Origin of the sequence: Gluconobacter sp. P5E10, from assembly GCF_018812145.1 — a bacterium.
GTDB lineage: Bacteria > Pseudomonadota > Alphaproteobacteria > Acetobacterales > Acetobacteraceae > Gluconobacter > Gluconobacter cerinus.
Window position 1 is genome coordinate 244,594 of record NZ_JACRVZ010000002.1, and the last position, 15,237, is coordinate 259,830.

Genomic DNA, 15,237 nt, shown 5'->3' on the forward strand with positions numbered 1-15,237 from the left:
GGAAATTCTTAAGAATTCCTCAAACTCCATTCGTTCATCACATCGTTTCTGAGACCATATCTTTGATACGATTGAAATAAATTAATAATTTAGAAGAAATTCTCTTTTCAAATTGGACATTACAAGTCCGAAAATATTTCCAATATTTATAAAATCAGCTTCTCAGTGCATCTTATGGGCGTTTGAAAAAGAGGCTGTGATCAGAAATAAATCCGATTTCAGATCAATCATTGGGTGTCTTGGCTACGATGTTGCGCTAAGAGCGCTTTCTATTCTGTTTTAAAGGCCTCCCCGGGCTTTAACCCGCCTGGAATGGACTCCATGACCCATCCGACGACGAACCCGGCTTCACGCCCCGCCGCGCCATTTGCGGAATTTCTACTCTCACGCGCACCGCGCTCCCCGCTCCGCAACGCTGTTTCCGCTGCTCACTACCGCCCCGAGGCGGAATGTGTAGACGCGCTGCTGCCACGTGCTGACCTGACACCTGAGCAGGATCGTCAAGCTACCAGAATAGCCCATGGCCTTGCTGAGGCCGCACGAGACTCCTCGCCCGATATTGTGGGGAGCCTTTTGCAGGCATTCCCTCTGTCTTCACCTGAAGGGCAATCTGTTCTGGCTCTGGAAGAGGCGCTCCTGCGCATTCCGGATTCTGCGACTCAGGATGCGCTGATCCGTTCTCTCGTGGGAGCTACCGACTGGGGACGGCATATTAGTAAACGCCGTGCGTCGGTTGTGAACTCGATTGCGTTGAACCTGTCCCTTGCAGGGCGTTTCAACCAGAGCAAGGGGTTCAGCCTTCGTCGGCTAACCCTTCAGACATCTACTCCCATGGTTCGTCGCAGTCTGGAAAAAGCTATCCGTGCCATAGGAAGCGGATTCATTCTGGGCTCCACACTGGCTCAGGCTCTGAGGCTGTCCGCCCCTGCAGAAAAATATGGGCTGACATATGCATATGATCCGCAGGTCAACACCGCTCTGACGGCTCATCAAGCCCTCGATGCCCTTACCGTCTATGAAGACGCACTGGAAGATATCAGCCAACACGCGGGCATCACCGGCGACTTTCATGACCGCCCGATGCTGTATGTACGCCTGCCCGCATTGAGCGCGCGATTCAGCCGTTTCAGGCGCGAGCGGATCATGACGGAGCTGTTGCCGACCCTACAAAGGCTTACCATCCGGGCACGGCAACTGGATGTCGGCATCCTGCTCTCCAGCGAAGACAGCACACATCTTGAGCTGACGCTGGATCTGCTTGAGGCTCTCTGTGTGTTGCCTGAACTGGGGAACTGGAACGGGCTTGGCATGACCGTCCAGACCTATGATCGTCGTGCTTCAGCTGTCGTAGATTTTCTTATTGATCTGGGACGGCGCACCGGGCGCCGCGTTCTTGTCAGACTGGTCAAAGGCTCCTGCTGGAATTCGGAAATTCGACAAGCCCAGAAAACCGGACTGGCTGACTTCCCTGTTTTCACGCGCCGTTGCCACACGGATGTGAGTTATCTCGCCTGCGCACGACAGCTTCTTGAATCGCTGGATGCTACTTACCCCCAGTTTGCCACTCATAATCCGCGGACTATTGGTCATATTCTGGCGCTCGCAGGGCAGGTTCGGCCGGGAGATTTCGAGTTCGCATGCCTGCATGGGCTGGGGCTGGCTCTCGCGCAGCATCTGCGAAACCAACAGGGCATGAACCTGCCCTGCCGGGTGCATGCTCCCATCGGGGAAGTCGCGGCACTCATGCCCAGTTTCGTGAGACAGCTACTGGAAAATGGGGCTGCCTCGCTTGTTGTCAGCCGCGACGAGGACCCGGCTATTACGATTGAAGCGTTAACGGCTGACCCCGTCGAGGCAACACGCGCCATTCTGAGAACCGAGCGCCCTCCTCGTGCGGTTCGTGCACCGTCAGACATTTTCCAGCCTGGGCGACGCAATGCGGCCGGTCTGGATCTTTTCAACGAGCTGACACTTCGCGCCCTCCACGAAACCCTTGATGGAGATGCGCCCTTCCTCCACGCCCGCGCTCTGACGCCGGGTGTCACCAGTCAGCACGACCGCTCCCGTCTGCTCTACAACCCCGCAGACCGACATGACCCGATCGGAGACGTTGTCGAGACTGATGGAAAGACACTGCTGTCTGCACTGGAGACAGCGGAGCATGCGCTTGCCAGTTGGGCAGGCATCAGCCCTGAGGTGCGGATTGCCTGTCTGGTGAAAGCTGCTGATCTGATTGAAGCCCGCCGGATTGAGCTCATGGCGCTTCTGGTACGGGAAGCTGGAAAGACTCTTCCGGCTGCTCAGGATGAAGTCCGTGAGGCCGTCAGTATTCTTCGCCATGATGCGGAACGCCTGCAAGGGCGGGATTATCATTTGCAGGCCTCACCGCTTGGCCTTGTTGCGTGTATCAGCCCCTGGAGCAGCCCACTGGCGGCGTTCGTGCAACAGATTTCCGTCTCTCTTGCCGCTGGAAATGTTGTTCTGGCCAAGCCAGCCGAGCAAACCCCGTTTATTGCAAGCCGCACCGTTCAGCTTCTCCATGATGCTGGGATTCCACCTGAAGTTCTGCACCTTTTGCCAGGTGATGGATCGGTGGGAGAGCGTCTGGTAGCCGATCACCGGGTCGATGCCGTGATGTTCACCGGCTCAACGCCCGTTGGCAAAGCCGTTTCACGCCAGAGCTTTGATCGGCAGGGGCGCACGGGCACACCTGTTCCTCTCGTGGCGCGCACGGGCGGACAGAATGCAATGCTGGTCGATAGCTCCGCGCATGCAGAACAGGTCGTGCAGGATATTCTGAGCTCTGCTTTTGACAGTGCGGGGCAACGCTGTTCGTCCCTTCGTATCCTGTTGATCCAAGAAGACTGTGCAGACCATGTTCTTGAGCTTCTGAAGGGCGCGATTCAGGATCTGGCTATTGGGAACCCGGCGCGTCTTTCAACGGATATCGGGCCAATTATCTCTCCGGAAGCCCGGACAGAAGCGATGGATCATGTTGAAATGATGCGTCGGGCCGGCCGAACGGTGTGGTCCCCCGAACTGGGTGAAAACTGTCGATACGGCCATTTCCTTCCCCCAACGCTGATTGAAATCGGCCGTGTTGCCGATATTCCGCATGAAGTGTTTGGGCCGGTCCTGCATGTGCGTCGCTTCAACCGCAACGAAATGGACGGCGTGATCGACGCTGTAAATTCCATGGGGTACGGCCTGACTTTTGGCGTTCATTCGCGTGTCGCCATGACAGTAGATCGCACGACTAACCGCATTCAGGCGGGGAACATCTACGTCAATCGGGCCATAACTGGGGCAGTTATTGGCTCACAGCCTTTTGGTGGGTCCGGACTTTCCGGTTGCGGCCCCAAGGCAGGAGGTCCCTTTGCTCTCCGCCGTATGAGTGCCCGCACGTCCCCATGGTTTGCGCCTAAAGATGCAAATCCGGGTAATATCCCGCGCCATGCGCAGAGTTTGGTGACGTTTCTTGAAAGCCGGGATGCCGTCTCAGCCCGCCAGATCCGACAGGATATTGCGCATGCCATGACGGGCTTCTCAATGACACTGCCTGGGCCCGCTGGAGAGACCAACACACTGACACTCAAGCCCTGTGGGCCGGTCCTCTGCGCAGGTGAAAGCTGGCCTGCCATTCTCAGGGCTGTCGGTATGGCTCTGGGAACCGGCAACCCTGCTCTGGTTCTTGGCCCAGATCACGCACTGGACTGGATGCAGCGCCTCTCTCCCGGTTTGGCCGACCGTATCCAGCGCGTTGATCCAGGGGCCTTGCCGGAATGTGCTGTCATGATCATGGAAAGACACTCCCCCCGCGCGCTGCAGGCTGCCTCAACCCTGACAGCACGCGAAGGGCGCATTGTGCCCATTCATGTGTTGGATTGTCTGCGCCCCGAATGGCTTCTGGAAGAGCACGTCGTGACCGTTAATACCGCTGCCCTTTGCGGCGATCTGACCACGATGGCTCTGTCCTGAAAGCACTTCAGTGATGAAGACTGGCCGTAACGTCCCACGTAATTTTCTGCGTCTCTGAGCGGCCGTCTTCAGCAGGGTCCAGGGAATAGACCTGATGAACAATCGCGTCATCCAGGTTAGTCATAGAAAAACTCCCCTGCTGTGGCTGCTTCTTCTGCACAAAGCTGCCCAGAATGCTCTCGGTGGTGTCGTAATCCTTAAGCGCCGGATTTGTGAGAGCGATCATGGAGACATACTCGTAAAGAGAGGGCCATGAGACGCCATCCATCTTCGAAAGATCTACCGTCACAGCCATATACTTGATCGTTTCGACCGTCTGTGATCCGAGGAAAGACGTCATTAACGGCTCATGCACATAAGCTGGGGCCATAAGTGTGGGCCCAACATGCATGGGCATGTGGTAAGTGTCCTCAATCCCGACATCCGCAAACCAGCGAACAGGATAACTTTCCTGCAAGGCTTTCTTCACGCGTGGAGACGGAAGACGGATGTTGTCCGTAAACACGGGCGATGTGTCGAGACCCTGCATGAGATAGGGATCACGATCCAGAATATGGGAGATGAGATCGTCTTCATGGACAGTCGCGAGAATGAAAAGCCGGGGTATCCTGCAATTCGCCCGCAGGTGAACACCATATTTCGCAAAACGCTCCGTCAGATGGGTCTGAAAATTTTCTTCCACCCCGGCTGGAAAACCAATGAACTGCGAACAGACCGTTCGGTCCCAACGAGCAATCTGACGACCACTGGCAGGCTGAACAATTTCTTCCACGGCATGTCGGGTCTGATCGGCAGAGTAACCCTGCACGACCAGTTTCTCCTGAGCGTGAAGAGAAGGCGCTAAGGCAAGCAATGCGGCAACAAGAGGCATCCAGACTTTCATGACACAGCCCTTTACGACATTTCATGTCAAACCATGTCTGAATTTTACAACTTGTACAACTATTCCGAATAAAAAATGAAGGATGCCTTATCGGCCAGCCTTGCGAACCAGCTGTTGAAGTATGGGCCGTACCTTTAAAAACTGCCCATACATGGCCTCAAGGCCTTTAAGCACCAGCGGATAACGGGCTACTTCGCCCAAAGGCCGGAGAACCGGAATGGCACGCCACATGGCCGCAAAAGCAGCCGCGCCGTCATAGAGCTGCTCGCCCTCGCGTGCGTGAAACCGGGCCAGCAAGGCTTTCCGGTCCAAAGGGCAATCCGTAATTTCTCCGGAAGCATCAATGAAGTCGATGTTTCCATGCCGGTCCAGCCGACGCATCAAGGCGATTTCACGTTGGCATAAAGGACAGTTTCCGTCATGCCAGACCGTCAGACGTGACATGTCAGGGAGCCAGTTCGGCTTCAACACTCACTGTAACGCGAAGGGTTTGTTCCTGCGGAGTGCCTTGTGGCGGTGTGAACGAATCGCTAGCCGCACGAGCCGCCATCAACATGACCGGACGCGGGCCCGGTTCCATCGAAGACACTCGAACCTGCTTCAGTCGCACAACATGTAGCCCCAGCGTTCTGGCACTTTCATCGGCTTCCTGCCGAACTTTCTGGAGTGCCTGGGTACGGGCCTGGCGCAGTAACGTCTCCCGTGTTTCGGAGTCCAGAGACCAGTCCAGGCCATCCATCATCAAACCGTGACTTTGCAGCTTGCCTGACAGATCCAGAAGAGACACAGCGTCCTTCCCGCTCAGACTTAAATCCTGACGGGCGGTCCAGCGCGTCGGACCATGCTCTGGTGTCTGGTCCGACAGGGAATAACTGCCAGCTTGCGCCTCAATTCCTGACACCCCGGATGCCATTTTCATGGCTTCAGCCATATGGGCGTTCAGGGTTTTCTGCGCTTCGATGGCAGAGGCACTGTCCGCTCGCCCGAAAAGACGCACCGTCAGAAGCGTTGGCGCGGCATGGGCTTCACCCGTGACTGTGAAATCCAGCTCTGTCCCGGTCGTCTGGGGTTCTGTTGCCCGGGCCTGACAGCAAATTGCCAGAGACAGGACAGCGAGTGGGGTGGCCAGACGGAAAAGACGCTTCATGAGTGCTCCTGACTATGTTCCAAAAGGACCAACGCACGACGCAGCCTCGCGATCCCTGCCCGCAGGTGATGGTGCTTGCACAGTGTATCGCCTTCAATCCGGAGACGATGCGCATCGTCCATAGCCCCAACAGGGATTCCATGGGGTGTCGCCAGAAGGTGATCCACGTTCTGTGTCAGCTGGGTGCAGTATTCCGCGCTGTCAGACGTCACGGAAATCACGCCTTCTTCTTTCCCGGCGACAGGTCGGGCAGGCGCATTCTGCGGTGGCGCATGTCCAACCGGGGCAGCCGCAAGGCTTCCCACCAGACCCAGAAGACAGACAGACATTGGAGGCAGAAGGCGCATTCCGCCCTCTTTACACAGTCTCACCTAAGCCACGGGTGAGGGAGGAATGAAACTTCCGTCATGCAGGGAGGGTCTTTGCATTCTGAAGAGCTGGCAAAAGCAGTGTTACTCGCAGCCCCGGCTTTCCGTCCGAGAGCTCCATGGTTCCACCGTGCAGTTGAACAACAGCCTGCACCAGAGAAAGCCCAAGCCCTGCGCCCGGGGTATTCCGCGCTGTTTCTGCACGGAAAAATCGCTCTGACGCACGGGCCATATCCTGTTCACTCATGCCGGGGCCCTGATCCGAAACACTGACGGCAACACGCCCTTTCTGCATGACGGCAGAGAGGGTGATCGTCGTATTTTCCGGCGCGAACTTGATGGCATTATCGAGAAGATTGGCAACAGCCTGCTGAAGAAGATGCGGGTCTCCATTGACCCGCGCCAGTGCCCCGATCCGGAAATCGAGTTTCAGGCCAGCGTCTTCCATGGATGCTTCATAAAGCTCGCTCAGACCTTCCAGCAAAGGTGGAATGTCCAGCACTGTAAACGCCGCCCGCTGCGCGCCAGCTTCAAGCTGGGCGATACGCAGAAGAGCTTCGAAAATGGAGGTCACGTGGTCCAGATCCAGAACGGCACGATCAATCGCCGCACGGAGCTCGTCTTCAGACGTGGCAGTCAGGCTCGCATCTTCCAGACGCGCGCGCGCTCGTGCAATGGGTGTTCTCAGGTCATGGGCAATGGCATTCGAGACCTGCCGCACGCCATCCATCAAACGGTTGATACGTTCGAGCATGGTGTTGACCGTCTGAGCGACAAGATCGGTTTCATTGCCGGTCAGCGGTATACGACGACTGAGGTCTCCCTGCGCTACAGCAGACGTCGTGCGGGCAATGGAGCGCACGACCTGTCGGAAAATTCGCCGAATGGCGAGCGTCCCACCCGCCGCCAGCAGCGAGACCATGACCCAGGCCCAGATGAGCGTATCGGTCAGAACGTGCCGGACGACCTGCCGGCCCCGAACATCCCGCCCAACAATCAGGCGAAAGCCTTCCGACAGCGGAAAGGCGTGCATCTTGGCTTGGGTGCGAAAACCATCCCGGCGGATGGAGAGCTCATAAAACTCATCCATCTGGGTGATGACCACAGGCCACCCCGGTAGATTTCCAGCATATTTGCGACCGTCAGGCCCGACGAGCAAATACAGCTCGTCATCCTCGACGTTCTGATCCAGTCGGTCCTGAATAGCGAGCGCCAGAGCCGCCGGGCCACCATGAACCCAGCGTTGTGCCAGATCGTGGGCATCCACCTGCACGGCAGCTTCGACCTGGCGGTCAAGCTGGCCAGTGGTGTTCCACCAGATGAACGACAGGAACACGCCCGCAGAAATGATGAACACCAACCCGTAGGCGAGGGCAAAATTCAGCCCTGCAGACCGGATCGGCCAGCGCAAGCGCTTCCCCAGACGGCGGAACCCGCGCCAGATTTTCACGGGTCAGTCCGCGCGCAGGATGTATCCGGCGTTGCGGATCGTATGGATGAGGGGCGTTGCAAACGGCTTGTCCACTTTCTGGCGCAGGCGTGAAACGTGCACGTCAATCACGTTGGTCTGTGGGTCAAAATGATAGTCCCACACGCGCTCCAACAACATGGTCCGCGTGACGACCTGCCCCGCATGACGAATCAAAAATTCCAGCAGACGAAATTCGCGGGGCTGAAGATCAATCTTCTCGTTCCCACGCTTCACCGTCCGGGAAAGCAGATCCATCTCCAGATCGCCCACAGTCAGACGTGTCTGAGGGGCAGACTCAGGACGACCACGGCGGCCGAGCGCCTCAATCCGGGCCAGAAGCTCTGAGAAGGCAAATGGCTTTGTCATGTAGTCATCGCCACCAGCCTTCAGGCCAGCCACTCGTTCATCAACATCTGCCAGAGCGGACAGCAACAGAACCGGCGTCGCATTCTGCTGTCCACGCAGCGTTTCCAGAATACGCAGGCCGTCAATCCCGCCGGGCAGCATGCGGTCCAGGATCACAACGTCATAATTTTCACTGACGGCCAGAAACAGACCATCCTTGCCGTTATCCGCCTCATCCACGACGTGCCCGGCTTCACGCAATCCCTTGAGCACAAAGGCGCGGACTGTGGAATCGTCCTCAACGAGCAGGATACGCATTGATTTTACTCTCTTCCTTCCGGGCGACTGGGCGCCGTATCAGGGCCTCAGAATACCGGCTTGTGTCCACGGGTCAAAGTGGAGGCTCGATCAGTTATCCGCGTTCTTGGGGCGTGGTCCGATATGAACGGGAAGCGTCAGGTCCGTGCCGCCACGCCTGACGCCAAAATTCAGAACCATGCCCGGTCTAGCCGCAGCGATGCTTCGCAACAGCATACGGGCGCTGATGACGGGCGCTCCATCTACCTGCCGTACGATGTCGCCACGGCGCAGACCGCTTTTCTGGGCCGGTCCACCGTTATCGACACCCGCAATACCGACGTCCGTGTCCCCGTCATCAAGGGTAATACCGAGCCAGCCGTGCTCGACATGTCCAGTTGCTTCGATTTCAGCCACGATCGGGGCGACGATTTCGGACGGAATACCAAACCCAATGCCTACGGAGCCCCCAGCAGGCGTCACGATAGCAGCATTCACCGCCACGACCTGTCCCCGCATATTGAAGGCCGGGCCGCCAGAATTTCCCGGATTAATAGGAGCATCGAGCTGAATGAAATCGTCCAGGGAGCCGATACCCAGGTCACGCCCTACGGCGGAAACAATGCCCGCCGTCACAGACGAACCAAACCCGAATGGGTTCCCTGCCACCAGAATCCAGTCTCCGATATCCGTCTGACGGCTGTCACCCCAAGTGACGTGCGGCAACGGCTCAGGACTATCAACCTTAATGACGGCAATATCCGTCAGCGGGTCAGCTCCCAGAAGACGTGCCGGCATTTCATGACCGTTGGAAAGGGAGACGACTACCTTGTCCGCTCCACCGACAACGTGCCGGTTGGTTACAATGATTCCGGTGGCATCCACGATGAAACCCGAGCCTGCCCCAACCATTTCGTCCTGCTGGCGCTTCATGCGGTCATGATAGCGCTTCTCCAGCGGGGTTCCCTTGATTTGCGGTGGAACGTGATCATGCCCGTCCGGGCTGCTCTGGGTAATGGCAATGTTCACAACGGCCGGAATGACCTGACGCACAAGCGGCGCAAAACTCAAAGGACCGTATTTAACCAACAAGGGAGGCAGTGCCGGTGCCGCGGCGGGAACCGGAGGCTGCGTCGGAATCCCGTGTGCGTCCGTGCTTTCTCCTGCCAAAGGGCTGTCCGGACTAACGGACGAAAGCGGTTTGACGGCCTGCTGTTGAATGGTCGTTGCAGCAGGCTGAGATGTGGGAGCGTGTTGCTCTCCGTGGCTGTGCAGACGCAATGCCAGCATCAGGCCTACTGTCACGACAGTCGCTGTTCCGGCCCCGATTGCAGCGGCCTGAAGAGAGCGATTCATGGGAAACAGGTCACGAACATCGTCATGTTTCAGCTGCTAACACAAAACCGTCAAAGCTCCTAAAAGAAGCCGCAGACAGGGGTTTCCTGCCAGGCCGAAGGGAGATGTAAAAACCCGATAATGGGCATTTTGGAAATCATACCATTCCATCATTTCTATTTTTTAAAATATCTACTTTTCATATTTTCAAGGCAGTTCTTCTGCTTCGAAAGATTTTCCCGATGCTCACCAATTTTCTGCCTCGCGATGCCCTTCTCCTCATAGGTCGCGTATTGCTCGCCGGTCTTTTCCTCGTCATGGGATGGGGCAAACTCGCCGACTTCCCCGCAGCAGTATCCTACATGATTCAGACCGGTGCGCCTGTTCCCACCCTGTCAGCCATCCTCGCTATCGTTGTGGAGCTCGGGGCAGGACTAGCTTTGCTTGGCGGCATTTTAGTGGAACCCATCGCGATTATTCTTGCCCTCTACACCATCGTGACAGGGCTGATCGGCCATCATTTCTGGACGATGTCCGGAATGCTCCGCTACGACATGATGATCCATTTCTATAAGAACATCAGCATTGCAGGTGGCCTGCTCGCTCTTGCCGCCGCTGGCGCAGGACGCTTCGCAATCAGGCTCCGCTAAAAGCTTGCCGCAGACAGGTCATTCCTTGATGGTAACGGTAACTTCGTTTTCTTAAGGAATGACCTGTCATGCGCCTGTCCCGTCGCTCCCTGCTCGCTCAGTCCGCCGGGTTTGCATCCTTGTCTCTGCTTCCGAATATGACCCGCGCTGCACCTGCCCAACGAAAAGTCATTTTCGACACAGATCCCGGCATTGATGACGCAATGGCGCTTCTTTTGCTGCATGGCACGCCAAACATCGAGCTGGTGGGCATTACGACTGCGGCCGGTAATGGAGTGATCGACACCACAACACGCAATGCGCTCTATCTGGCCGAACGCTTCCGGATCAATGTCCCGGTTTCAAAAGGCCAGGGCGCGTCTCTGGATGGTGTGACGTCGTCCCCTCCTGTCACCATTCATGGACGAAACGCTCTGGGAGATATTCCTCTCGCGGCCGTCCACAAAAAACTCGATCCTCGCCCCGCGCATGATCTCATCATTGATCTGGTGCGCGCCAACCCACACGAGATCACTCTCGTCGCGACAGGACACATGACAAACCTCGCGCTTGCTCTGCGCAAGGCGCCAGACATTGCCAGTCTGGTAAAGGATGTTGTGCTGATGGGCGGCGCATTCGGGCATCACGATGCGCGGGGAAATGTGACACCCGCGGCAGAAGCCAATTTCCATGGCGATCCACGAGCTGCCGATGAGATCTGTGCCGCGCGTTGGCCGGTGACAATCGTAGGGCTCGATGTCACGACACAAACTCTGATGACAGACGCCTACTTCGAAAACCTGCGCCAGCATGGAGGCCAGTCAGGCCGTTTCCTGTGGGATATCACGCGGGTCTACATGACGTTTCATCGGGGGCTGGGTCTGGACGGCATTTATGTCAACGATGCCTCTGCCGCAGCATACGTGATTGCGCCGGAATTGTTCAAAACGCAGAAAGGTGCTGTTCGCGTCTCGACGGAAGGCGTCACCCTTGGTGAATCTGTTCAGAAAGCAGACAGTCGGGTTTATCCACCCGGAGACTGGGACAATCGCCCATCTGTTCAGATCTGCACGGACGTGGACGCCGAAGGCGTGCGTTCCCTGTTTCGTAAGGCAGTTTTCCAGATGGCCTGATGGAGCCTAGCGTTTGGGACGTGGCTTTGGCGGTTCAGCCGTTGCCGGATCTTCGGGCCAGTCATGCCTTGGGTAGCGCCCTCGCATATCCTTCCGCATATCTGACCAGCTCCCTTTCCAGAAACCGGCCAGATCAGCGGTAATCGCCTGTGGGCGGCCCGCCGGTGAGAGCAATGCACACTGAAGCGGCACGGCGCCATCAGCGAGCAACGGCGTTCCGGCCGTGCCATAGAATGCCTGCGCTCGCGCAGACACTGTTGGCACTGCCCCTGTATAATCAATGTCGTGGGTGCTGGCTTTGAGCGTCAGACGAGGCGGCAGCTTTCGATCCAGCGCGGACAGGTCGCTGTAGTCCATACGGGCACGAAGAATGGACAGAAGATCGAGAGCTTTCACCTGGGTCAGACGATCGCAGCCTGCCAGATATGGCTCCAGCCATGCCAGATCATCAGCAAGAGCGGCCATCGACAGGTCCGGCAGATGAGGCGCGTAGGTCGCGCGTGCGTGCGCCACACGGGCTTGGAACTGAAACGCTGCGCCAGACCAGTTCAGAGCGCGGGCAAGATCAGCCGCGATTTGCTGCAGAAGAAGTGCCTGCGCCTCCTCAGGCGATACTTCCGTATTGCGATCACGCAAGATCAAAGCGCCCAGACGCAGCCTGCGTCGCGCGATGATCCGACCTGAAGCCCCGTCCAGACTGGTTTCAACCTGCTCGGTTGTCCGATCCAGAAGCGTCTGGGGTAAATTTTCAGCGTCCAGAGGCGCCGCAAGCGTGATTTCCGTCGACGTTCGCGTGTGAAAAGCTGCGGCAGCCAAAAGCTTTTCACGTGCAAGACCGTCATTGGCCTGCACACGGGCACTCCCGCCGCTTGCAAGCCGAAATCGTCCAATTTCTCCCGCCGCCTGCGCCACACGATCAGGAAAACCGGCAGCCAGAAGTGGCCCTGCATGAGACGGCATCGGACTTAGTGGAAGGTCTTTGCCACCCATGCGACGCAGAAAGCGTTTCGCCGCCTGACGCATATGGAACAGACTGGCCCTGTCCGCTCGTGGATCATCCCGCTCAAACAAAGCCAGACGTGTGCGGATGTCCGCTCCCGCAGATGCCCCGGAAGGCATATTCGGCCTAAGGCGCAAAGGATCACGCTCTTCCAGAAGAGCGGCCAGGCAGGCTGCCGTCACACGTTCAGGGATGGTTTTCGCTGCACAGAGCATGGCCGCAAGACGCGGGTGAGTTCCGAGCCCTACCATCCGTTTTCCAAGAGCCGTAATCTGACCGGCTTCATTCAGGGCACCCAACTCACGCAACAACTCACACCCACCCGCAAGCACTCCGGCAGGAGGCGCATCAAGGAGTGGCAACATGTCGGGCGCTGTTCCCATGACGTCCTGCCAGGCTGCCGTCACAAGAGCGAAGTCCGTTAAATCCGCAACAAGGATTTCGGGCGCATCCTGTGGCCGCAGAGAGCGTTGCGTCGCCTCGGACCACAGACGGATCGCGACACCAGGAGACTGACGCCCGGCACGCCCCGCGCGCTGAGTGGCCGTTGCACGCGAAATCTTCAGTGTTTCCAGCCGGGATAACCCCGTGTTGGAATCCAGACGCGGTGCCCGGCGCAGACCACCATCGACAACAATCCGAACGCCGGAAACCGTCACGGAAGTTTCGGCAATGGAGGTTGCCAGCACAACACGCCGTCTGTCGGATGGCGCAATCGCGCGGTCCTGATCTTCTGTCGTCTGTTCTCCATGAAGGAGAAAAACAGGCACAGCATCTCCAAGCAGAGCCTGTGTTCGGCGAATTTCCCCAACACCGGGAAGGAACGCAAGAATATCGCCCTCTTCCTCTGTAAAAGCCTGCCGGATAGCGCGTGCGCAGGCCTCTGGCAGGTCACGCGGGTGCATTACATCCCGGGTGTGGCGTATATCGATGGGATACTGTCGGCCTTCACTCTCGATCAGGGCGGCATTCATAAGATCTGTAAACGCACGCCCATCCGGCGTTGCGGACATGGCCAAAAGGCGGAGGTCCGGCCTGAGTTCACGCTGGAGGTCCAGACAGAACGCCAGAGCCGCATCCAGATCCAGCGAGCGCTCATGCACCTCATCAAACAGGACAGCGCCAACCCCATCCAACGTTGGGTCTGCCAAAAAGCGCCGTACAAGCAACCCTTCCGTCACAACTTCAATACGCGTTCGGCCTGAGACTGCACTGTCGGTGCGCGTACGAAAGCCTACAGTTTCACCCGGTCGCTCTCCCAGCGTGGAAGCCATCCGTGCCGCGGCCCCTCGCACAGCAACACGACGAGGTTCGACCAGAATGATTTTCTGCCCCGCAAGCCATGATGCCTCAAGCAGTGCCAGCGGCGTCAGGGTTGTCTTACCGGCACCAGGAGGAGCAACGAGAACAGCATTCGGCTGCTGCTCTAATGTTTTCAGAAGATCAGGAAGAACAGCCGCAACCGGAAGATCCGGAGAAAGGAAATCGCTCAGGACAAAACTCCGGAATTAGAGGCCAGACGTCGAACAGCAGCATTGGTCATTGACGGAGATATATGTCTCAGGCTCATTCAAATAAACATATTGAATTGATTGCCACGCTTTAGGGCAAAATCAGGATACTTGATGCTCATAAATTGCACAAAAATGTACGGACATGCTGCTTTGATTGAGCAGAATCCACCAACCCGCATCATTGAAGGCGCCATATGGTTGCCCCGTTCAAGATACGGAGAGGCAAAAGGCCTCTATGAGCCTTCCGGTCGGGTTGTCACTGAGTCCCTGACGTTCCGTGGCTTTCCAGAACCCCATACCCCTCTTGGGCGACTGTATACTTTGGAAACCGGAGCCGATCTTCCAAAAATCAGCAGGGATTTTCACTATATTCATCTGGGGCACGTCAACCGGCACTATGGTCATTTCCTCATAGGAGCCGTCGCGCGCCTCTGGAACCTGTCAGCCGGGAACCGCTCGCGCCTGCGCCTGGTTTTTGATGAAGATTACACTGTTGAGGACATGTTTGCGGTTCCTCACATTCGAACCCTTTGGGACGCCCTGGGTTTGAAAGAGGAAAATTTTGTCAGATTTCCTCACGGGGCAGTCTTTGAGTCCATTGAAGTTCCCGGTCTCGCGTTCGAGGAAAACAGCCATATCCACAGAACCTATCAAGATCTGATGAACTGGCTGGGATCAGTCCTGGTGTCCACGCCTGTCAAACAGTGCCCAGATAGAATGATTTATTTCACTAAGCACCATTTACAATCCGGTATCCGACGCATCGAACAGGAAGAAGAGCTTACACATCATCTAGCTGCTCACGGAGTAGAAATTGTGCCCCCCGAAAGCCTCACATTAGTAGAGCAAATTCGCCTGTGGAAAGAAGGGGGAGTGTTTATGGGGTTTAGCGGCTCATCCCTGCACACAGGCATCTTCCATCAGAAGAACCGGATTCTTTCCCTTTGCCACACAGACGAAGCCCCATCCAATCAGGTTTTAATTGATAAGGCCACGAACACCCGGGGCCTTTATCTTCATGACCCCGAACTTCTTGAAAACGGTCATGGGATCGATGGGTTTTGGGCAAGTGTCGTCTGCCATAACCCACGGCTTCTGGCACAGCGCATAATCCAAGCGGCCAAAACGCTATAACCA

General features: G+C 56.9%; 12 protein-coding genes. 4 read left to right on the top strand and 8 right to left on the bottom strand.

All coding sequences use genetic code 11. The annotated features are described in order from the left end of the window. Positions 1-321 precede the first annotated feature (321 nt). A complete protein-coding gene (gene putA, locus KP707_RS05115) occupies positions 322-3,978 on the top strand; it encodes a bifunctional proline dehydrogenase/L-glutamate gamma-semialdehyde dehydrogenase PutA (RefSeq protein WP_211506632.1) in 3,657 nt (1,218 codons plus the stop codon). 7 nt (positions 3,979-3,985) lie between these two features. On the opposite strand, the gene KP707_RS05120 is transcribed toward putA, so the two are convergent. The 7 genes from KP707_RS05120 to KP707_RS05150 form a co-directional block, all read right to left on the bottom strand. Continuing rightward, positions 3,986-4,861, bottom strand: a complete 876-nt coding sequence (locus tag KP707_RS05120) for a hypothetical protein (RefSeq protein WP_211502361.1) — start codon at positions 4,859-4,861, stop codon at positions 3,986-3,988. An 87-nt stretch (positions 4,862-4,948) separates the two neighbouring features. After that, positions 4,949-5,305, bottom strand: a complete 357-nt coding sequence (locus KP707_RS05125; RefSeq protein ID WP_211506631.1) for a thiol-disulfide oxidoreductase DCC family protein — start codon at positions 5,303-5,305, stop codon at positions 4,949-4,951. Between the two features lies 1 nt (position 5,306). Further along, a complete protein-coding gene (locus KP707_RS05130; RefSeq protein ID WP_211498670.1) occupies positions 5,307-6,008 on the bottom strand; it encodes an SIMPL domain-containing protein in 702 nt (233 codons plus the stop codon). Further along, complete coding sequence (locus tag KP707_RS05135; protein WP_211498671.1) at positions 6,005-6,355, bottom strand: hypothetical protein; 351 nt, start codon at positions 6,353-6,355, stop codon at positions 6,005-6,007. Before KP707_RS05135 ends, KP707_RS05130 begins: the two co-directional genes overlap by 4 nt. Positions 6,356-6,413: 58 nt before the next feature. After that, complete coding sequence (locus KP707_RS05140; RefSeq protein ID WP_099211579.1) at positions 6,414-7,826, bottom strand: HAMP domain-containing sensor histidine kinase; 1,413 nt, start codon at positions 7,824-7,826, stop codon at positions 6,414-6,416. Positions 7,827-7,829: 3 nt separating this feature from the next. After that, a complete protein-coding gene (locus KP707_RS05145; RefSeq protein ID WP_046900612.1) occupies positions 7,830-8,510 on the bottom strand; it encodes a response regulator transcription factor in 681 nt (226 codons plus the stop codon). 90 nt (positions 8,511-8,600) lie between these two features. Further along, positions 8,601-9,845 carry a S1C family serine protease gene (locus KP707_RS05150; protein ID WP_099211577.1) on the bottom strand — a complete coding sequence of 415 codons (1,245 nt, stop codon included), beginning with the start codon at positions 9,843-9,845 and terminating at the stop codon, positions 8,601-8,603. A gap of 221 nt (positions 9,846-10,066) precedes the next feature. Between KP707_RS05150 and KP707_RS05155 the strand changes: the two genes are divergently transcribed. Both KP707_RS05155 and KP707_RS05160 read left to right on the top strand, forming a co-directional pair. Beyond that, complete coding sequence (locus KP707_RS05155) at positions 10,067-10,474, top strand: DoxX family protein (RefSeq protein ID WP_211502365.1); 408 nt, start codon at positions 10,067-10,069, stop codon at positions 10,472-10,474. A 68-nt stretch (positions 10,475-10,542) separates the two neighbouring features. Beyond that, the gene (locus KP707_RS05160; RefSeq protein WP_211502366.1) at positions 10,543-11,586 is read left to right on the top strand and encodes a nucleoside hydrolase; all 1,044 of its coding nucleotides are present in this window, start codon (positions 10,543-10,545) and stop codon (positions 11,584-11,586) included. 6 nt (positions 11,587-11,592) lie between these two features. On the opposite strand, the gene hrpB is transcribed toward KP707_RS05160, so the two are convergent. Then, the gene (gene hrpB / locus KP707_RS05165; RefSeq protein WP_211506661.1) at positions 11,593-14,079 is read right to left on the bottom strand and encodes an ATP-dependent helicase HrpB; all 2,487 of its coding nucleotides are present in this window, start codon (positions 14,077-14,079) and stop codon (positions 11,593-11,595) included. Between the two features lie 171 nt (positions 14,080-14,250). On the opposite strand from hrpB, the gene KP707_RS05170 reads away from it, so the two are divergent. Beyond that, on the top strand, positions 14,251-15,234 hold the full coding sequence (locus tag KP707_RS05170; RefSeq protein WP_211502367.1) for a DUF563 domain-containing protein: 984 nt from the start codon (positions 14,251-14,253) through the stop codon (positions 15,232-15,234). Positions 15,235-15,237 lie beyond the last annotated feature (3 nt).